The 19,864-nt window shown below is 62.5% G+C and carries 16 protein-coding genes and 1 riboswitch; of the genes, 7 read left to right on the top strand and 9 right to left on the bottom strand.

Annotated features, from left to right (window positions below; all coding sequences use genetic code 11):
• The first annotated feature begins 41 nt into the window (after positions 1–41).
• On the top strand, positions 42–833 hold the full coding sequence (rlmB, locus tag WFJ47_RS14100; protein WP_336763820.1) for a 23S rRNA (guanosine(2251)-2'-O)-methyltransferase RlmB: 792 nt from the start codon (positions 42–44) through the stop codon (positions 831–833).
• A gap of 199 nt (positions 834–1,032) precedes the next feature.
• Positions 1,033–2,031 (top strand): zinc-binding alcohol dehydrogenase family protein, encoded by a 999-nt coding sequence (locus WFJ47_RS14095; RefSeq protein ID WP_336763819.1) that lies wholly within the window; start codon positions 1,033–1,035, stop codon positions 2,029–2,031.
• A gap of 45 nt (positions 2,032–2,076) precedes the next feature.
• On the opposite strand, the gene WFJ47_RS14090 is transcribed toward WFJ47_RS14095, so the two are convergent.
• Entirely contained in the window at positions 2,077–2,907 is an 831-nt protein-coding gene (locus tag WFJ47_RS14090; RefSeq protein ID WP_336763818.1) for a sulfotransferase, read from the bottom strand.
• Positions 2,908–3,256: 349 nt separating this feature from the next.
• Here WFJ47_RS14090 and WFJ47_RS14085 point away from each other — a divergent pair, with 349 nt between their 5' ends.
• Positions 3,257–3,655 (top strand): DUF3597 domain-containing protein, encoded by a 399-nt coding sequence (locus tag WFJ47_RS14085; RefSeq protein WP_127102961.1) that lies wholly within the window; start codon positions 3,257–3,259, stop codon positions 3,653–3,655.
• A 36-nt stretch (positions 3,656–3,691) separates the two neighbouring features.
• Here WFJ47_RS14085 and ptsP read toward each other — a convergent pair whose 3' ends face one another.
• From ptsP to WFJ47_RS14060, 5 genes are all read right to left on the bottom strand, one after another.
• The gene (ptsP, locus tag WFJ47_RS14080) at positions 3,692–5,458 is read right to left on the bottom strand and encodes a phosphoenolpyruvate--protein phosphotransferase (RefSeq protein WP_336763816.1); all 1,767 of its coding nucleotides are present in this window, start codon (positions 5,456–5,458) and stop codon (positions 3,692–3,694) included.
• A 49-nt stretch (positions 5,459–5,507) separates the two neighbouring features.
• Positions 5,508–5,792, bottom strand: a complete 285-nt coding sequence (locus WFJ47_RS14075) for an HPr family phosphocarrier protein (protein WP_127102963.1) — start codon at positions 5,790–5,792, stop codon at positions 5,508–5,510.
• Entirely contained in the window at positions 5,789–6,289 is a 501-nt protein-coding gene (locus WFJ47_RS14070; RefSeq protein ID WP_127102964.1) for a PTS sugar transporter subunit IIA, read from the bottom strand. Before WFJ47_RS14070 ends, WFJ47_RS14075 begins: the two co-directional genes overlap by 4 nt.
• A gap of 76 nt (positions 6,290–6,365) precedes the next feature.
• A complete protein-coding gene (gene rapZ / locus WFJ47_RS14065) occupies positions 6,366–7,334 on the bottom strand; it encodes an RNase adapter RapZ (protein ID WP_336763815.1) in 969 nt (322 codons plus the stop codon).
• Positions 7,335–7,380: 46 nt separating this feature from the next.
• A complete protein-coding gene (locus WFJ47_RS14060; RefSeq protein ID WP_336763814.1) occupies positions 7,381–7,986 on the bottom strand; it encodes an HPr kinase/phosphatase C-terminal domain-containing protein in 606 nt (201 codons plus the stop codon).
• Here WFJ47_RS14060 and WFJ47_RS14055 point away from each other — a divergent pair.
• Entirely contained in the window at positions 7,969–8,328 is a 360-nt protein-coding gene (locus tag WFJ47_RS14055) for a RidA family protein (protein WP_127102967.1), read from the top strand. The two genes, WFJ47_RS14060 and WFJ47_RS14055, sit on opposite strands and share 18 nt — an antisense overlap.
• A 246-nt stretch (positions 8,329–8,574) precedes the next feature.
• Here the strand turns inward: WFJ47_RS14055 and WFJ47_RS14050 are convergent, their stop codons facing one another.
• The 3 genes from WFJ47_RS14050 to WFJ47_RS14040 all read right to left on the bottom strand — a co-directional run bounded on the left by WFJ47_RS14050 (position 8,575) and on the right by WFJ47_RS14040 (position 14,949).
• Positions 8,575–10,536 (bottom strand): M61 family metallopeptidase, encoded by a 1,962-nt coding sequence (locus WFJ47_RS14050; protein WP_233582150.1) that lies wholly within the window; start codon positions 10,534–10,536, stop codon positions 8,575–8,577.
• Positions 10,537–10,754: 218 nt separating this feature from the next.
• Positions 10,755–14,405, bottom strand: coding sequence for a bifunctional proline dehydrogenase/L-glutamate gamma-semialdehyde dehydrogenase PutA (putA, locus tag WFJ47_RS14045; protein ID WP_336763813.1), 3,651 nt, complete (start codon positions 14,403–14,405; stop codon positions 10,755–10,757).
• 241 nt (positions 14,406–14,646) lie between these two features.
• The gene (locus WFJ47_RS14040) at positions 14,647–14,949 is read right to left on the bottom strand and encodes a putative quinol monooxygenase (protein ID WP_127102969.1); all 303 of its coding nucleotides are present in this window, start codon (positions 14,947–14,949) and stop codon (positions 14,647–14,649) included.
• Between the two features lie 61 nt (positions 14,950–15,010).
• Positions 15,011–15,101, top strand: a riboswitch (glycine riboswitch).
• Between the two features lie 116 nt (positions 15,102–15,217).
• On the opposite strand from WFJ47_RS14040, the gene gcvT reads away from it, so the two are divergent.
• From gcvT to gcvP, 3 genes are all read left to right on the top strand, one after another.
• Positions 15,218–16,351 (top strand): glycine cleavage system aminomethyltransferase GcvT, encoded by a 1,134-nt coding sequence (gene gcvT, locus WFJ47_RS14035; protein WP_127102970.1) that lies wholly within the window; start codon positions 15,218–15,220, stop codon positions 16,349–16,351.
• 27 nt (positions 16,352–16,378) lie between these two features.
• Positions 16,379–16,744, top strand: coding sequence for a glycine cleavage system protein GcvH (gene gcvH, locus WFJ47_RS14030; protein WP_035443956.1), 366 nt, complete (start codon positions 16,379–16,381; stop codon positions 16,742–16,744).
• Positions 16,745–16,884: 140 nt separating this feature from the next.
• Positions 16,885–19,776: an aminomethyl-transferring glycine dehydrogenase gene (gene gcvP / locus WFJ47_RS14025; protein WP_336763810.1), complete on the top strand. Its 2,892-nt coding sequence runs from the start codon at positions 16,885–16,887 to the stop codon at positions 19,774–19,776.
• Positions 19,777–19,864: the final 88 nt, after the last annotated feature.

Here is a 19,864-nt window from a genome sequence, read left to right as displayed (position 1 = left end):
TTTTTGTTGCATGATACGGCCGTTGCTCCCATAGAGCGCTGATGTCCAAACGCCCCTCCCGCCCTTCCGCCGCCCGCGCTCCGGCTGGCCGTTCCGCACGCTCATCCGAGGGGCGCTCGACCGCCTCGGGCTACTGGATGTACGGCCTTCACGCCGTTGAAGCCGCCCTGCGTAATCCTGACCGCCAGGTTCACGAATTGCTGGTGACCAAGGAGGCTCTTTCGGCGTTAGAGGCCAAGCAGGCACCGATCCGTCTCTCCCCCAATGTGGTGGAGCGCCAACGTCTCGATCATCTGTGTGACCGTGACGCCGTGCACCAGGGTGTATGCCTGCGTGTCGAACCGCTCACACCGCCTTTCCTCGATGAGGTGCTCGAAAGCCGCGAGGGGCCGCTTCTGATTCTCGATCAAGTGACCGACCCGCGCAATATCGGTGCGATCCTGCGTTCGGCCGCGGCTTTTGGTGCCGCAGCGCTGGTCGTGCAGGATCGCAATACCCCGCAGGAGGGAGGCGCTCTCGCCAAGGCGGCTTCGGGCGCGCTGGATGTCGTGCCCGTACTGCGCGAGGTCAATCTCTCACGCATTATCGCGCAGCTCCAGAACGCAGGCCTCTGGACGGTCGGTCTCGATGCCGATGGGTCGGTGCTGAACGGGCAGGGCTTCGCCGGGCGACGTGTCGCTCTCGTGCTCGGGGCTGAAGGGGCAGGCCTGCGCCGCCTCACCCGTGAAAGCTGCGACGAGATTGCCAGCGTCTATATGCCTGGTGATATGGAGAGCCTGAACGTCTCGAATGCCGCAGCGGTCGCCCTTTACGAGCTCGTACGCCCGGCCTGAGAGGGGGGCGCCAACAAGCGCTCAGGCATCCCTGATGTCTATGGAAAGCGCATGGGGCGTGCGCGCGCTGGGGCTGCGCATCGCAGAAGCGTGTTCCCCTCCTGTGAGAGCCGCCTTGGCCTTCTGATCAGGGCTGCGTCTTACAGTGGCACTGTGTTAGCCTTGCCCCCTGGTGAGTCGTCTCAAAAGGGGAACCCGCATGAAAGCGGTTGGCTACAAGGCGCCCGGCGCGCCGGAAATCCTTGAGGATATCATCCTCCCCGACCCAATGCCGCCTCAGGGGCGTGACCTTCTGGTGCGAATCAAGGCGGTCTCGATCAATCCAGTTGACACGAAGATCCGATGCCGCGCGGGTGCGCTCGAAGGCGCGACCTGGCGCGTACTCGGCTGGGATGCGGCAGGGATCGTGGAAGCGATTGGCCCGGATGTGACGTTTTTCAGACCTGGTGACCATGTTTTCTATGCGGGCGAGCTCATGCGGCAGGGCAGCAATGCCGAGCTTCAATGCGTCGATGAAACCCTCGTCGGGCATATGCCGCAAGGTCTTGACTGGGGGCAGGCTGCATCGCTCCCCCTGACAGGCGTGACGGCGTGGGAAATGCTCTTCGACCGCATGGGGGTTACCAGTCTGACCGAGGGCGTTCTGCTGGTCGTGGGTGGAGCCGGGGGCGTTGGGTCGATTCTGATCCAGCTTGCGCGCAAGCTCACGGGACTGACCGTGATCGCAACTGCGTCGCGCCCCGAAACGGAGGTATGGGTGCGTCGTATGGGGGCGCATCATGTGATCAATCACCGCGCCGATATGGCGGCCCAGATAAGGGCGCTTGGACTCGATGCGGTGACGCATATCGCCTCGCTCACGGCCAGCGATCGTCACCAGGCTTTCTACGAGGAAATTCTCGCGCCGCAGGGACATGTGAGCCTGATCGATGATCCGGCCAGTTTCGATATCATGGGGTTCAAGCGCAAGAGCGCGGTGATCTCGTGGGAGTTCATGTTCACACGCTCGCTTTTCGCCACGCCCGATCAGGGGCGTCAGCACGAGATACTGGAGCAGATTTCCTCGCTCGTTCAGGCAGGGGCAATCGTCCCGACCGATCACAAACGCGCCCAGGGTCTGAACGCCGGTATTTTGCGCGGCCTGCATGAGGAAAGCGAGATCGGTACAAGCATCGGCAAGACTGTGCTGGTCTATTAGCGCCGCCGCTTTCTGGCTCCCGATCCTTCTGCGCGGGATGGGTCTTCAGGCGAGAATGCGTATCCCGCTCGGGGCTGCCTCAGGGCTGCGCCAGAACATCCCGCCCTGCAGACGCTCTTGTATGGCGGGAGGAAGAATGCAGCGTCTGGGCTCAAGACTGACTCTGGGGCGCAGATGATGCAGCCCCGGCGTCGACAGGCAAGCATCGAAGGCATCACTGCCGATCTGGTCGATGCGCTCGAGATCATAATCATGAGGGGGCAGGTTGAGCGCGCGCGTCAGCGTGTCGAGAGCTGCTTTCGGGTATCGCGCGAGATAGTCGTATTCCACTATGACGAGACGATGCGCAAAAGGGCCATGGAAGGCTTCGGTCAGAACGCGCCATGCATAGCCGAAGACGCCCTCGGGCGAGAGCAGATGCTCAATCCGGTCATGCTGGGTTGCGCGCCGCGCCATAGGCACCAGTCGTGATGACAGAATCGGATCGCTCACGATCAGACGCTCGAGCGAGTCCAGAATCCAGATTGGGTCACGTACGCAGCAAATGACCTTGGATTGGGGGAAGATTGTGTCGATCAGCCCCAGCCGCGCACACCAGTCCCGGTGGGTGTCGATGATCATGCGCTGGGTACCGGAAGGCGCATAGTAGCTGCTCACGATCTGCCTCAGTACGCGGTCGCGACGCGTGGGATCGAAATCACTCGCATGATCACCCTCTGCCATGAGGGAGGAAACACGCAGGATCATCGGTGCAACGGGTGAGGTGCGTCCTGAGGTTATCAGAGCCGGATTCTGGCTCAGAAGGGATGAGAGAAGGGTTGATCCGGAGCGAGGCAGTCCGGAAATGAAATGAACATCTGGTCCCGTATGCAGCACGCGCGATGATCCCTGGCCTGAGCGTCTCTAAATAAGTAAGGGACTTCGCTTATCCGGCGATATGGGGGGCAGCAATCGGGCAAGCAGGGCGCAATCTGTGCCCTAAAAAGCACAGGCAAGGAATAAACCTTTTGCGGCCTCGGGCGATAAGATGGTTCGAGCGAATTGTGATGCAGAAATGCAACACGTCACTTTTCGTTACCGAACGTAATGGTCGTGTCACGGTCTGCGGCATCGCGCTCTGTCGGTCTTCATGCCGGGCGGATGGCAGTGCCTGACACGATCGCTGCTCGACGCTGACGCCAACCTGACATTTGTCGTCAGAGCCGTAACACAGGAACAGGCATTTATGGGTATATTCAGCACCATCATGACGAAGATCTTTGGCCATGCGGAGGCGGCTCCGGCCAGTGGATCGGCAGGCGGGGCTGCCGCATCAGGCGACGCCGTGCCTGCGGCGGCGTCTTCCGTTCCCTCGGCGCCCAGCGCCCCGGTCGATGTCGACGCGGTTTTGTCCCGCCTGCAGGCAGAGAAGGGCCAGACGCTGAACTGGCGCACGTCCATCGTCGATCTGTTGAAGCTGCTCGACATGGACAGTTCGCTGGAAGCACGCAAGCACCTCGCTCAGGAACTGCATTATACCGAAAGCACGGAAGACAGTGCGGCCATGAATGTCTGGCTGATCCGTCAGGTCATGCAGAAACTGGCCGAGAATGGTGGGAAGGTCCCTGAAGACCTGCGTCACTGATCTGACTGCGTGACGGGCTGCGCGCCCGTCACGTCTTCAGACGGCGAAATGTCGGACCATCGCGCTGAGTGCCAGAGGGTCTTCCTCCAGCATCGCGCGTCGGTGAAGCTCATCGCACGCGTCCAGGCTTAGCGAGCGAATCATCCGCTTCACGGGTGGCAGCAGAGCGGCTGACATCGAGAACGAGCGGAGCCCCATACCGATCAGGAGCGCCACGGCGCGTGGGTCCGAGGCCATCTCGCCACACACACAGATCGGTCTGTGGGCGCGCAGTGCCTCATCCACCGACAGGCGCAGCAATTTCAGCAGCCCGGGATGGAGCCCTGTATAGAGATCCGACCCCATGGCCGAAGAACGATCGACTGCCAGCGTATACATGGTCAGGTCATTCGTCCCGAGCGCAAGAAACTCCGCCTGACGCACAAGCGCACCGGCCGTCAATGCGGCGGCGGGGGTCTCGATCATGACTCCCAAAGGGGGCAAGTCAGCAGGAAGTTTCACCCCTCTGCGGCGTAGTCTCTTGGCGCAGCGCTCATAGATCTGCCGTGTAGCCAGCACCTCATTGACCGAACTCACCATGGGCAGGAGGATGCGCAGCTTTCCCTCCAGACTGGCGCGCAGGATAGCGCAGAGCTGAGTTTCGAGAATTTCGGGATGACGCAGCAGCAGGCGCAGGCCACGAACGCCGAGTGCCGGATTTTCCTCTTCCTGCTCATCCGTAATCCCGAGCTGCCTCAGCCGCGCCAACCCTTTCTCGCCGCCCCAATCCAGCACACGGATCGTGGTGGTCATCTCCTGCATATCGGCAACGAGGCGGGCATAGACCGCATACTGCCCGTCTTCATCCGGCAGAGCCTCGCTCTCATCGAACAGGAATTCGGTGCGAAGCAATCCGATGCCTGCGGCGCCATTGCGGTGCAGCAGGGGAAGCTCATTGGGAAGCTCGACATTGGCCAGAAGCTCGATATCCTCGCCACTTACCAACCTGCTGGGCAAACGCCGCAACCGGCCAATGCCCTTACGCTCACGGGCCTCCTCAGCCATGGCCGAGCGAGCCTCGGCCAGCGTTGCCGAATCCGGATGCAGGACCACACGACCCGTTGTGCCATCCACGATCACAAGGCAGCCTTCCTGCATGTGATCGATCAGGGTCGGGACGGCCAGCACAGCGGGCACGTTGAGCGCGCGTAGCATGATAGCCGTATGGTCTGTTACGCCCCCGCCCTCCGAGAGGACGGCGGCGATACGGTTGGGGTCGATGACGGCGGCATCCGCGGGCCGTATCTGCTCGGCCACCAGTACCGAGCCACCTGGGATATCGGAAAAGGCCCGGAAAGAGACACCTGTGAGATTACGCAGCAGACGGCGGGCCACCTCACGGAATTCGCCCTCGCGTCTTTTTGCACCCTCGATTTCCTCTTCCGGCATGCCCGGTTGCGGCCCTGCCTGCGCCGCGAGCGCGTCACTTTCTAGCTGAACCGCAGCCTCTGCGGTCAGGCCGTCCTCGGCAAGGCGACGATGCGCGGCGCGCACCAGGCGCGAGTGATTGAGCATACGCTCATAGACAGAGAGCAGTGCATCGATCTCGATCCGACCCTCATCCGGGAGCGTGTCGAGTTTACCGCGCAGTTTCCTAAGTTGCTTGAGCGTGAGCGCAATTGCCTGATCGAGCCGCGTACGCTCGGCTTCGGCACCGAGAAGCGAAGGGACGGCCTCAATTACGGGTAGTGGGCGCTCATAGGCGAGGCTTGCCCGGGCGATGACTACCCCTTGCGAGATGCCAACGCCCTGCAGGATTTTCATGGGCTGATCGTCTGGCTGGGCCACTTCGCTCGGTGGCCGCCGCAATCGCTTAATCACGTTCACCAAAACCATCCGCGACGAGAGCGCAAAGCGCCTCGATCGCGGCAGCGGCCTGCGCTCCGCTAGCCGAAATCCGGACCATCTCGCCGCGACCGGCTCCGAGCATCATCAGCCCCATGATCGACAGGGCCGATACGCTCTGATCATGACGGCTCACCTCGACGGTCGCATCAAAGCGCTCCGCCTGAGTCACGAATTTCGCTGCGGCGCGGGCATGAAGGCCGAGCCGGTTGACGATGGTCACATCGCGCTCCAGCGTCGGGCCTGCACTCATCGGGCGGCCTGACGCAGGGGCGTCAGAAGAGGGGTAATGGGAGGGACATAGCTCATGGTCGTATTGACCACCATTTCACAGCTTTTACCGCCCTGCAAACATGAAGCCGGTAGCTGGTAGGCAGCCGCGATATATTTGCGCCCTGCCATTGTGGCCAGCTCGGCGCATTCGGCCAGACTGCGCGTGCAGCGGGTCTTGGCCAGTTTCACGAGCATCGGCACATTCACCCCGGCCAGAACCTCCACGCGCCCTTCCTGACGCAGGGAGAGGGCAAGATTGGAAGGGGTGCTGCCAAACATGTCGGTCAGGAGGAGAACGCCATCTCCGGTATCTACGGCGCTGATCGCCGTCTCGAGCAGGGCGCGGGCGGTAACGACATCGTCGTCGGGCATGATGCCCATCACCGCGATCTGGGGCTGAGGCCCGACAACATGGGTGACGATTTCAAGAAGAGACTGAGCGAGAGAGCCGTGTGTAACAAGAACGATCCCGATCATCGGGGCATTCCTTCATGGGGTACGTAGCGCCCTTTCAGGGGCGAACCCATGACATATTGGTCATCCGACGACGTTATCAAGACGGCTCTGTCCGTATCTGTTCATCCGGTACCGCACGTTGCTGGGGCGCGCGTACCCATCTCCATGAGCTGCGTCCCTGACGTGCCAGTTCTCGATGCATGACGACGATCGGTCCGTCTGACAAGAGTGTAATGTCGTCAGAGCCGCCCAACGACGCTGCGATCTCTTCAACAAGTGTTACAGAACGGTGCTGACCACCCGAGCATCCCACCGCAACGGTCGCATGTTTTTTCCCCTCGGCGACGAAACGAGGCAGTACAAGTTTCAGTAGATCGAGGATCCTGGACAGGAAAACATCGTAATCGGGATCCTGCTTCACGTATTGACGCACGACAGGATCGAGCCCGGTCATTGCCTTGAGATCAGGATCGTAATGCGGATTGCGCAGAAAACGCGCATCGAAAACGAGATCGGCCTCGCGGGGCAATCCTGCAGGATACGCAAAGGATTGAAGCGTCACTGTCATCGAGTCGCCATCATTCTGATGGCCGAATCGGGCCTCGATCAGGCGGCGCAGGTCATGAGGTGGCAGGTCCGAGGTGTCGATCACCAGATCGGCAGCCCCCAGAAGCGGGGCCAGCAGCACAATTTCCTGGTCGATGCTCGCAACCAGCCCGGGGGCTGTGCCTGTGCTGTTATCGAGCGGATGACGCCGCCTCGTGGCCGTGAAGCGACGCAGGAGGATATCGGTCTCGGCCGTGGCGTAGAGCAGCTCGACCAGCAGGTCGTTCTGTGCGCGGAGCTGGGCCAGAGCGCCCAGAACGGCCCTCGCCTCAAAACCGCGCGTGCGCACGTCGATCCCGATCGCCAGGGGCTGGTCGCTTCGCGCAACCAGTGCGTCAAGCAGCGTCAGGGGCGGATTATCCGTCACCTCGTAGCCCAGATCCTCGAGGATGCGCAGGATCGAGGATTTTCCGGCTCCCGACAGGCCCGTGACCAGAAGTACGCGTCGTGCGGGTGTCACCGTTCAAGTCTCCTGCCAGGCCGTAAGGGGGGAAGATCGAAAGATGTTATCGCGCTTCCGCCGCCATGGGGAGGGGGAGGACAGGGGGCGTTGCCCCATTTACGCCACAAAGCAGCGTGAATTCGCCGTTTATGCACCGCAGGGCGCTTCGGATGATCGCTACCGCGTCAGCCTGAAACCCGTTCATCCTGATCATCCAGGCGCCGGTTTGCGGGTCGCTTGCCATCTCAGGCAGACGGGTTACCGGCCCGTTCTCAACGAGCTCTATCCAGAGTTTGACGGGGGTACTGGCCTGATGAGGCATGCGCAGAATACCGAGCCCCCTCACCTCGATGAGCCCGGCGAGACGCGGCTCCGGACGGGCCATACCCGCCTCGATCAGGATCCGGTCATCGCCCACCAGGTCGAACCCTGAGTCGATCAGACGAAGCAGCAGGCTCGACTTTCCACTGCCTGAGGGGCCGGTCAGAACCACCCCCATGTCTTGCCAGCGTGCACAGGAAGCATGATGCCCGGTCGTCGCCCCAGCCTGCGAACCGGCGGGGGAAGGGGGGGAGGCTGGAGGGCGGGGGGCAGGGGGCGCTGCAGGGCCTGTCGGGGCGATAAGCGATGTGCAGCGTTCGGATTGTGCGATATGCTGGGTTTCATGCACGATCATCACTCCTCTCCTACCCGTCCTGCAGCGCTACAGGACAGTGTGACCTATTACGGCGTGACGGGACTTGGTCCTGATGGGCAGGCACCGGAGAGTCTGATCGAGGAATGCCAGAACGCCCTGATGCGTATGCGCGAGATTCTGGCCACCCATGGTCTCGTGCCCGAGGATATCACCCATCTGGCCTACATGATTCCTGATAGCAGCGTTTTTGCCGCCTGTCAGAGAATCATCGCCGAGGCCCTCGGGCCCGCCCGGCCTGCCATGACCCTGCGCCTCAAGCCCGAATTCGACGTGAAAGGGCAGCGTCTGGAGTTCAACTTCATCGCGGCGCCCTGAGCGGAGCATCGGGAAGCGTCGAGCCGTCACTCGGCGGCAGAGGCGTCTCGTGACGGGCTGAGGAACGATTGAGAAATGGTAGCCCCGGAGCGACGGACTCGTGCCTCGTGCCTCGCGATCGGGACATCGTCCCTGGACGCGTGCCGTTCATGGAGGCAAGGGCAGATATCACGACGAGAAAAAGGCGGAAGAGCGACCGCTCCCCCGCCTCGAGGTTCCGGGAAACCCGGTCCTCCTCTTCCGACCTCAGTGACGCGCGGAATAGAGGGTCGTCAGACGGTCCGGCGTGTTGGCGATACGCTCCAGATGCGGGTAGCGCAGGCCATCATGATAGGGGATGGCCACCGTGCGGAAATGTTCCCCTGATTTAACCAGGAGCGTGATGGGCGCCTTGTCTGTCTTCGCGGCCTTGATGGCGTCGATCAACCCATCGGGCGAGAAGCTGTCGCCATTGACGGCCACGATCTGGTCATGGATGGCAAGTCCCGCCTTATAGGCCGGGCTGTCCCAGGCAACCGTTCCCAGAGAGCCGTTCTTGGCGTTGATGATCACGCCCAGAGAAAAGCGCAGGCCCACGCGGTGGCGGTTCTTGAGCAGCTGCGCCTCGAAGGCATTTTCCTGATCGGTATAGACCAGCTTGTAGCCGCCCGTTTCGAGCCCGTTCAGCGGCGCGCGCTTTTGTACGGTGCTGATGCGCTCATGCAGGAACTTGGCCCAGTCATAGGGTACGATCTTGTTGAGCGTCAGAACCACATCGTCGAAAGTATAGGGGCTGACGATGATGCTGCCATCATTCGTGCCGAAAAACGCCTTGGCGAAATCATCGAGCGATTTCGTGTCATGAGACAGCTTGCGGATGGTCATATCGGCATCCAGCCAGACGAGCTGACCTTCAACGTAATAATCTTCCGAACGCTGGAAATCGCGCCATGAGAGCGGGGCGCGCTGGGCGATGATCGGGTCATTGGTCGTATCGGCCACGGGGCGCCAGCTACGGCCTGCCTGCGAATCATAGCTCGCAGCCATGAGCGCCAGGCTGTCGAAGCCCTGATCCTTGGTGACCAGTCCCGATCGTGCGGCAAGGATATTACCCCAGAATTCGGTCTGGCCCTCATAGACCCAGAGCAGCGAGCCGCGCTGGGGCGTATTGAAGGTGGCCCCATAGAGATCGGCTGGGCGGCGATATTTGCCGTTCCAGGAATGGGTGTATTCATGCGCCAGCAGGTCGCGCTGCGGGAAGGAGTGCTTCCAGTCCGTGAAATAGTCTTCGGTCACGCTGTCTTCGCTCGACTGATGATGCTCGAGACCGATCCCGCCCAGCTCGTCGGTCAGCGCCATCAGGAAGTCGTAATGCGCGTAATGCTGCGAGCCAAAGGTCAGCAGCGCTTGCGTGACAAGATTGCGGTGGATCTGCAACTGCGCGTCGTCATAGGCGAGGTCGCCCGGCTTGTCGGCCACCATGTTGAGCGTGACGGGAACGCCGCCCGGCGCGTTCAGGGCAACCTTCTTGAAGTAGGCCCCGGCAAAGATCGGAGAGTCGACCAGGGTGTTGTACGGCACGGTGCCGAAAGTGAGTGTATCGCCGTTGGCCGGCCCCGTGGGACGCAGGGCAGTGGCGGCCTGCCAGCCATGAGGCAGGGTCACGCTCGCCTGATAGGGCATGTTGCGGGAGTAGTATCCGGCTGGGTAGAGCGAGACCTCGTTCCATTGCACATTGACGATATGCGGCGTCATGACCACGCGGCCCTCGTCATCCGTAACAGGCGATAGCAGCTTGAAGTCGAGGTCGATCTGGGTCTGCGCCTTGGTGACAGGCACATGGAACGCGAACACATCCACCGGATCGCGCAGCCAGGAGAGGGTCTTGCCCTCTGAATGCACGACGAGGCCGCCGAGCTGGGTGATCGTGCCTTCAGGCGCATGACCGCCGGGCACCCATTTCGGATAGAGCAGCACAAGCTCGCCCGCTTCGCGCGCGGCCTGGGGCACGGGCAGGGTCTCATGAATGCTCATCACGTGATGCGCCAGATCGGTGGCATTCACGCTCAGCTTGATGGTGCCGGGAAAGGCGCCGTCCTTGGCCTGAGGGAGCGGCGAGGGCAGCGGGGTCGCCTCGGGCTGAGGCTGGGCAGCCAGGGCAGGCATGATCGGGCTGCCGAGGATCAGGGCAGTCAGGAAGCTACCGGCGCGGAAGAGGCGGATCGTCAAGCGGGAACACTCCGGAAAAAAGGCGTGGCTGAAACGGTTCATTACCAAAATGGAAACGGCGCCCTCTGGCAACCCATATTCCGGGTTTAAATGCGTCCCGCAGGACGTATCGCGACATGCGGCTCTGACCTTCCCAGGGCGCGGCTTCTGTGACCCGATCTCGCCATGGCGCTGGTTCCGCTCGTCAGCGACAGGCATCGTGCACGCAGAAACGCCCTTCAGCGAGAGGTCAGAAGCCCGATATCGCCGCCGATGGCCGCATGGTTGATCGTCACCACGGTTTCGCTCAGCAGCCATTCGGGGCGGACGGTATCGAGATCATAAACCGGTACGACCATGCCCTCCCGGGCGGTGACCGTCAGGGCGGCCTGCTCGGCGCTTTCTGCTCCACGCTGGATCAGCATGGCGTCGCATTCGGGCAGCGCGCCGGGGTCCACGCGCGTGATTGCGTTGGCAAGCTGGCGCGAGACCTGACGCAGCCATTCCACAGCGGGATCGGGTGCGAGCACGAGCACGGTATTGCCCGTGCCCAAAGCGAGCCCGACTGCGTGGAGCAGGGAAGGCCAGCTTTCACAGGCGCAAAGAATGACGCCGCGCGGACGCAGGCTGTAGCGGTTGCTTTCGCCGGAGGGCGCCGGCAGGTCGAATGACAGCCCGCTCAGCGCGTGAGCAATCACAGCGCGCACGCGTCGGGCCGAGGGCGGGTCACGCGGCTCGAGAAAGGACAGGAAAGCGCGTGCGGTAGAAGGAACCGGCGTTTCAGGAGGTGCGACGATCGGGCAGGGCGCGCCGTGCATCAGCCTCGGCAGAAGAAGCGGTCCGCCCAATTTGGGCCCGGAGCCGGACAGGCCTTTGCCCCCGAAAGGCTGCATCCCGATCGTGGCCCCGATAATGGCCCGATTGACATAGATATTACCGGCTCGACTACGTGCGCAGGCGCGCTCGATCGTGGCGGGAAGGCGGCTCTGTACGCCGAACGTGAGTGCATAGCCTGTTGCGTTCAGCGCATCGATCACGCCATCGAGTTCATGCCGCGCGTAACGCCGTATATGCAGGACCGGGCCGAATACTTCTTGGCCGATATCAGCCACACGCCCGATCTCGATCAGGGTTGGCGCTACGAAATGCCCCCGCAAGGTCTCGGCCTGCATGTCAGGCTGCCAGACGCGATAACCCGCGCGCCTCATGCGCTCGACATGGTCTTCCACACGCGCCCGGGCGCTGGCCGAGATCACCGGGCCGATATCGGTCCTGAACTGGTCAGGCGCTCCGATACACAACTCGCGTATGGCGGATTGAAGCCGCTCGATCAGCGCGTCGGCTCCATCTTCCTGAATCAGCAGGACGCGCAGCGAGGCGCTGCGTTGCCCGGCGCTGTCGAAAGCGGAAGACAGGATATCGGGAATGACCTGCTCGGGGGGCACGGAGCTGTCCACGAGCATGGCGTTCTGCCCGCTCGTATCGGACAGCAGGGGTACAGGCTGACCCGTGCGCCCGGTACGCCCGAGCAATTCGCGACTGATGGTTTTCGCAACGGCTGTCGAACCGGTGAACATCACGCCGTCTATGCGTGAATCCGCGACGAGCGAGGCCCCTACATTTCCTTCACCGGGCAGGAGCTGAAGGGCACGCGCGGGAAGTCCTGCCTCCAGAAACAGGCCGAGCAGCCGGGCGGCGATCAGCGGTGTTTCTTCTGCAGGCTTGGCGATGACCGCGTTGCCCGCAGCCAGAGCGACCGCTACCTGCCCGGTGAAGCTTGCGAGCGGGAAATTCCATGGGCTGATGCACAGAATGGTGCCAAGAGGTGCGCCGAGCCCGCCTGTTTCGGCAAGGCTGCGTAGCTGGGCAGCGTAGTAGCGCAGATAATCCACCGCTTCGCGCCATTCCCCCACGGCATTGGCCAGGGTCTTGCCCGCCTCGCGCATCAGCAGGGCGATCAGGGCTATCTGGTCCTGCTCCAGAGCCAGAGCCATGCGATCGAGACAGTCGGCGCGGGTGCCGGGCTCGGTTCGCCGCCAGATCATGTCGGTTTCGGCGGCATTGAGCGCGGCGTCGATATCGCGTGGCCTGGCATAGACGACCACCCCCACCCGGTCTTCATGGGTGGCCGGGTTGGAGATGGCGCGCGGTCTGCCTTCCGGTCGGGGCATGGCGGCGCCCATCGGCAGAGCCTCGAGCAAGGCAACCTGACCGGGCAAGGTGCTTGCGAGCGCTTGCAGTGTGAGCGGGTTCGCCAGATCGAGACTGGCGGCCGAGACGCGCTCGGGCAAGAACAGCTCGGTAGGGGGCGTGATACGCTGGCTTGGCATGCCGCGCGGCAGGACATTGCGCGCCTTGGCCACGGGATCGGCGATCAGCGTATCCAGGGCGATGGTCCGGTTGGCGGCCTGATTGACGAAGGAGCAAGGAGCCCCGTTCTCGAGCAGACGACGCACCAGGGTCGGGGCGAGGCGTGAATCGGGGCCGATCGGGGCCATGATCCGACAGCCCGGCGTTGCAGCATTCTGCCCCGTGCCGCTATGTCCCGCACCGGAAGCGGCGTTGGCGCGCATCAGTGGGGCATAGAGCGTTTCGCCCATGCCATGCAGGCAGCCGAATTCATATCGACCCGGGGTGAACGGGTTGGCCAGCGCCATGATGGTCGCGATGCTTCGCGCATTATGGGTGCCGAACTGGGGATAGAGCGCTTCCGGCGCCTCAAGTGCCTGTCGGGCGCAGGCGATGAAGCTCACATCGGTGTGGCATTTGCGCGTGAAGACCGGGTAATCGCTGGCCGATTCCCTTTGGGCGTCGCGGATCTCCCGATCCCAGAACCCGCCCTTGACCAGACGGAGTACGATACGTCTCTCGGTTTCGCCCGCGAGCGCGATGAGATGCTCGATCACGGGCAGGCATCTTTTGTCGCTGGCCTGCACCGTGAAGCCCAGTCCGTTCCACCCTGCCAGCTCATGCAGATGGCAGAGCGCCTCGAATAGATCGAGCGACAGCTCCAGTTCCGTGCTGCGACCGGCATCGAGGATCAGGAGAATATCGGCGGCACGCGCGCGTTGTGCCAGCGTGGCGAGAAAGGGCAGCAATTCGGCTTTGATGCGTGCAAGCTGCGTGGTCTCGAACCGGGGGTGCAGCGACGAGAGACACAGCGAGAGGGCCGGGCGCTCGAACAGCGTGTCTCCCCGAGCCTGACGTCCCAGCGTATCGACCATGGTGAGTGCGTCGCGCCGGGCCATTTCGGCTTCCTCGGCGGTCTGGGCCGTTTCGTGCAGGGCGGCATAGGCGAGTGTGAACCCTTGCTGTTCCAGCTTGCGCCCGCGCCGCAGGGCCTGGTTCAGGGTTTCGGCCAGAACGAACTGGCTGCCCATCATGCGTATGGCTTTTTCCACCCCGTGACGAATGAAGGGGGCCGTTCCGCGCATGGCCAGGCTGCGCAGCCCGCCCGTCACGGCATTGAAGCGAGACGAGGTGGACATGGCCCAGCTCGCGGCATTCAGGAAGAAGGGATGGTCATGGCCGCCATGATGCAGCCATTCCCCCTGGCCGATCTGGTCATGGATCAGCGCATCGCGTGTCGGGGCGTCGGGAATGCGCAACAGCGTTCCCGCAAGGCAGAGCAGAGCCTTCCCCTCGGCCGACACAAGGGGGAAGGCCTGCATCATGGTCTCGACCCCTTTTGTATCGGCGTTCTCACGCAGGGCCGTGGCGAGGATGCGGGACTGAGCCTCGATCTCTTCCATCTGGCTGTCGGTCAGGGTTGCACGGGTGAGGAGGGGAGCAAGGATTTCCGCCTCGGGGCGGCGGGCAGCATGGGCGATGGCCTCACGCGTGGGCGAGAGCGCCGGACGATGAGGAAGGAAACTGGAAAACGGAATCATGCTGTCTCAGTCGCGCGAGAACCCAAAGCCCGAGTCTAGACGGGCCCATGGAGCAGGAAAACCCTGCGGTCGTTACTTGTGAGTCATGAACACCCGGGGATTGGCCCCCGCCCGATCAAAGGGGCGCGAGGGACAGGTCACGCGGGGCACTGGCGATGTGACGGGCCCGGAGCGGCTGCCCGTGCGGCATCTGCCGGAGAACGGGACAGGCGACAGACAGGCCTGAAGGGTGTTGCGCCGATCAGGGATGACGTCTGGTGAAGAAACGCACGTTGCGCTCTTCGATGTTCAGATCGCGCAGGGCGTCGGCGAATTTCTCGAAATGCGGGGTCTTCAGATGCGCTTCGAAAGCGGCGCGTCCGGTGTAGACTTCATGGAGCACGATGATGTCAGAGGCATCCTGTTGTGTAAGCACGTCAAAGGTCAGGCAGCCTTCCTCATCGGCAAGGGAGCGGTCGCTGTCATAGCGGCACATTTCGAGAAACGCCGGGAAGCTTTCGGCGGGAGCCGCAAATTCCGCGATGACGGTGAAATGCTCGGACATGGCTATAACTCCATCGAGTTTACTGAATTGACTTTTCTGCCCCAATTCTGCGAAGAGTAAACACCGATTCACGGGAGAGACCGGACAATTTTTCCGGCGCCGAAGGAGCAACCGCCCCGGAAACTCTCAGGCAAAAGGACCGCGATCGGCTGGAACTTCTGGAGAGAGGCATTCCTGTGGGATGTCCGCCGACGGGATAGCGATCTCAGGCAAAGGCGACAGAAGGGGCGACGATTTTTTCGTTTTCTGCCTTGGGGGATTCCGCCCGTTGTCCGACGCGCTCTCATTCACGCCGCTCAATGACCTGCATATCGAGCTCGGAGCTCGCATGGTGCCGTTTGCGGGCTATTCGATGCCCCTGCAATACCCGGCCGGGCTCATGGCAGAGCATCTGCATACGCGCAAAAGCGCGGGGCTGTTCGACGTTTCCCATATGGGACAGCTGCGGATCACCGCGAAGAAGGGCACGCTTAACGATGCCGCCCTCGCACTTGAAAGCCTGATCCCCGTCGATCTGGCGGGTCTGGGTGCCAACCGCCAGCGCTACGGTTTTCTTACCAATGACGCAGGTGGTATCCGTGACGATCTGATGGTCGCCAATATGGGTGACTGGCTGTTCGTGGTCGTCAATGCCTCCTGCAAGGCCGCCGATACGGCGCTGATGGAAGCGGCTCTCGGGGATCGGGTGGTGATCGAGAAGCTCGATGATCGCGCCCTGCTGGCTCTTCAGGGGCCGGAAGCCGTCAACGTGCTTCTGGATCTCTGCCCCGAAGCGGCCGAAATGCGGTTCATGGATGCGATCGAGGCCGATATCGATGGCGTTGCCTGCACTTTGACCCGCTCGGGTTATACGGGTGAGGATGGCTATGAGATCGGTATCCCGGCCGAGCATGCCGAGCAGATCGCCCGCGCGCTTCTGGCCGATGAGCGCGTTCTGCCTATCGGTCTGGGCGCGCGCGACAGCCTGCGTCTCGAGTCCGGTCTTTGCCTGTACGGGAATGACCTGGACGAAACCACCACACCCGTCGAGGCCGCCCTTGGCTGGGCCATGCAGAAGGCGCGCCGTGAAGGCGGCGCACGTGCAGGGGGCTATCCGGGTGCCGAGATCATCATGAAGCAGGCGCGTGAGGGCGTGTCCCGCCTGCGCGTGGGTCTGGCGGCGGAAGGGCGTGCGCCCGTACGCGCTGGTACCGAGCTTTTTGCCGATGAGGCGGGCACGCAGAAGGTGGGTGTCGTCACCTCCGGTGCCTTCGGTCCCAGCATCAATGCCCCTGTGGCGATGGGCTATGTGGAGACGGCTCATGCCGGCCTCGGCACCACGCTCTACGGCGCCCTGCGCGGCAAGTACGTGCCGGTCCAGGTGCGCGCCCTGCCTTTCGTCCCGCCCGGCTTCAAACGCTGAAAACCGTCAACTGAGAGAACGCGATCAATGAGCACCACCTACTACACCCCGTCCCATGAATGGATCCGTCTCGAAGGCGATATCGCCACGGTCGGCATCACGGCCCATGCTTCCGACGAACTCGGCGAGCTGGTTTTTGTCGAAGCCAAGGACGAAGGCACCGAAGTGCCGCAGGGTGAGCCTGCCGCCGTTGTCGAATCCGTCAAGGCCGCTTCGGACATCTATGCCCCGGTGAGCGGCGTTCTGGCCGGGTTCAACACTCGTCTTTCCGATGAGCCGACCCTGGTCGGTACAGATCCGGAAGGCGAGGGCTGGATCTTCAAGCTCCGCGTGAGCGACTCCGCCCAGCTCGAATCCCTCCTCGACGCAGATGCCTACAAGGCATCGCTTTGATCTGACCGCCGGACTGGCTTGCCGGTCCGGTTCCCTTTGTACCGTCAGATCCGGATGGCCGGTCTGATGCTTCCTTCCGAGCACAGGGTGGCCCGTGCCGTCCTGACTCGTTTGCGTTCCTGACGAGGATCTGCCGAGACGTGACCCGTAACGCCCCGCTCAATACGTCGCCCAATACATCGCTGTGGCCCGCGCATGAAGACGACCAGTTCGTCTCGCGCCATAACGGCCCGCGTCCCGGCGAAGTCGTTTCCATGCTCAAGACGCTCGGTGTGCCGAGCATCGATGCGCTGATCGAGCAGACCGTGCCTTCTGCCATTCTGGACCGCAAGGCCTCTGGCGTCGGTCCTGCGCTGACCGAGAGCGAGGCACTGGCGCGGCTGAAGCAGATCGCAAGCCGCAATGTGGTCATGCAGTCCATGATCGGGCAGGGCTATTACGGCACGATCCTGCCTCCCGTCATCCAGCGCAATATTTTGGAGAATCCGGCCTGGTACACGGCCTATACGCCGTATCAGCCAGAAATCAGCCAAGGCCGTCTTGAAGCGCTGCTGAACTTTCAGACACTGGTCTGTGACCTGACCGGGCTCGATATCGCCAATGCCTCGCTTCTGGACGAGGCCACGGCCTGCGCCGAAGCCATGGCGCTTGCCCAGCGCAACGCCAAGACCAAGAGCACGGTATTCTTTGTCGATTCCGACACGCATCCCCAGACCCTTGCGGTGCTGCGGACGCGCGCCGAGCCACTGGGGTGGACCATTCAGCTCGGTAACCCTGAAACCGATCTCGAGCCTGAAGCCGTTTTCGGTGCGCTGCTCTCCTATCCGGGCAGCTCGGGTGAAGTGCGTGATTTTCGTGGGGTGATTGCCTCCCTGCATGAGAAGGGTGCCATTGTGGCCCTTACCTGCGACCCGCTGGCCCTTGTCATGCTTGAAGCGCCCGGCAAGCTGGGCGCCGATATCGCCATCGGCTCCATGCAACGTTTCGGGGTGCCCATGGGCTTTGGTGGCCCCCATGCCGGGTTCATGGCCGTGCGTGACGCCTATAAGCGCACCATGCCAGGCCGTCTGGTTGGTGTGTCGCGTGACAGCCGCGGGGCTTCTGCCTATCGCCTCGCACTGCAGACCCGGGAACAACATATCCGTCGTGAGAAGGCGACCTCGAACATCTGCACGGCACAGGTGCTTCTGGCGGTCATCGCTTCGATGTATGCGGTCTATCACGGTCCAGAGGGTCTCCGCGCTATCGCCCATCGCGTGAACCGTCTCGCGTCCATTCTGGCCGAAGGCCTGCGCGAACTGGCCGTCAAAATCGAGACCAGCGTCTTCTTTGACACCATCACGGTCGAAGCCGGTGAGTCCGCAGCCCTCGTGCTCGAGCGCGCCCGCAAGGTCGGAATCAATCTGCGCGATGCCGGTGAGGGGCGTCTCGGCATTGCCTGTGACGAAACCACCGAGGCGAGCCATATCAAGGCGCTGTGGCGCTGCTTCTGCCCGGATGATGCGCGCCTTGCTGCGCTCGAAGCCAGGCTGGACGGTACCACGACCATCCCGGAATCGCTGACGCGCAGCGGGGCGTTCATGACGGCCGCCGTCTTCCACGCCCATCGCTCCGAGACGGATCTGTTGCGCTATATGCGCCGTTTGTCCGACATGGATCTGGCGCTGGATCGCACCATGATCCCGCTCGGCTCCTGCACCATGAAGCTGAATGCCACGGCCGAGATGATCCCCATCACATGGCCGGAGTTCGGGGCGCTTCATCCTTTTGCGCCAGCCGATCAGACCGAAGGCTATCAGGAGCTCTTCGGCATTCTTGAACACGCGCTTTGCGCCGTGAGCGGGTACGATGCCGTCTCGCTTCAGCCCAATTCCGGCGCGCAGGGCGAATATGCCGGATTGCTGGCCATCCGCGCCTATCATCAGGCCAATGGCCAGAGCGAGCGCGATGTCTGCCTGATTCCGGCCTCGGCCCATGGCACCAACCCGGCTTCCGCCCAGATGGTTGGCATGCGCGTGGTCGTCACAGCCTGCGACGCCTCGGGGAATGTCGATCTGGAGGATCTGCGCAAGAAGATCGCCCAGAATGAAGGCCGCATCGCAGCCCTCATGCTCACCTATCCCTCGACGCATGGCGTGTTCGAGGAAGCCGTGATGGAAATTTGCGATCTCGTTCACGAGGCGGGTGGTCAGGTCTATCTGGACGGTGCCAACATGAACGCGCAGGTCGGTCTGGCACGTCCCGGTCTGTACGGCGCCGACGTGTCGCATTTCAACCTGCACAAGACCTTCTGCATCCCCCATGGCGGCGGCGGTCCGGGCATGGGACCGATCGGGGTCAAGGCGCATCTTGCCCCACATCTGCCCGGTCGCCCGGAGCGTGGCGATGCCCGCGCGGTGTCGGCTGCCCCCTTTGGCTCGGCCTCCATCCTGCCGATTTCGGTCGCCTATGTGCTCATGATGGGCGATGACGGTCTGCGCGAGGCCACCGAAATGGCGATCCTGAACGCCAATTACATCGCAGCCCGTCTCGAGCCGCATTATCCGGTGCTCTATCGCGGCAGCAACGGACGCACCGCGCATGAATGCATCATCGATCTGCGTCCGCTCAAGGATGCTGTGGGCGTCACGGTGGATGATATCGCCAAGCGCCTGATCGATCATGGCTTCCATGCCCCGACGGTCAGCTTCCCCGTGGCAGGCACCTTCATGATCGAGCCGACCGAATCAGAAGGAAAGGCCGAACTGGATCGCTTCTGTGACGCCATGATCGCCATCCGTGAAGAGATCCGTGCGATCGAATCCGGAGCCATCGCTATGGAGGCCAGTCCGCTGCGTCATGCGCCTCACAGCACTGCCGATCTGGTGGGTGAGTGGGACCGTCAGTACGACCGTATGCAGGGCTGCTTCCCTAACGGGCTGGACCGCGTGAAGTATTTTGCGCCGGTCAATCGTATTGATAACGCCTGGGGTGACCGCAATCTGGTCTGCTCCTGCCCGGATATCTCGAACTACGCCGAAGCTGCGGAGTAAGACGGGTCGACCCTCGTCCTCTCTGAGGGGCGGGGGTCTTCTTTTTCTGGAAGAAAAAGAAGCAAGAAGACTTTCCTGGTTTTGGCTG

Origin of the sequence: Asaia sp. VD9, from assembly GCF_037150015.1 — a bacterium.
In the GTDB taxonomy this organism is placed as follows: Bacteria; Pseudomonadota; Alphaproteobacteria; order Acetobacterales; family Acetobacteraceae; genus Asaia.
Note: the sequence above shows the minus strand (reverse complement) of the source record. Positions and strands in the feature narration are given on the sequence as shown.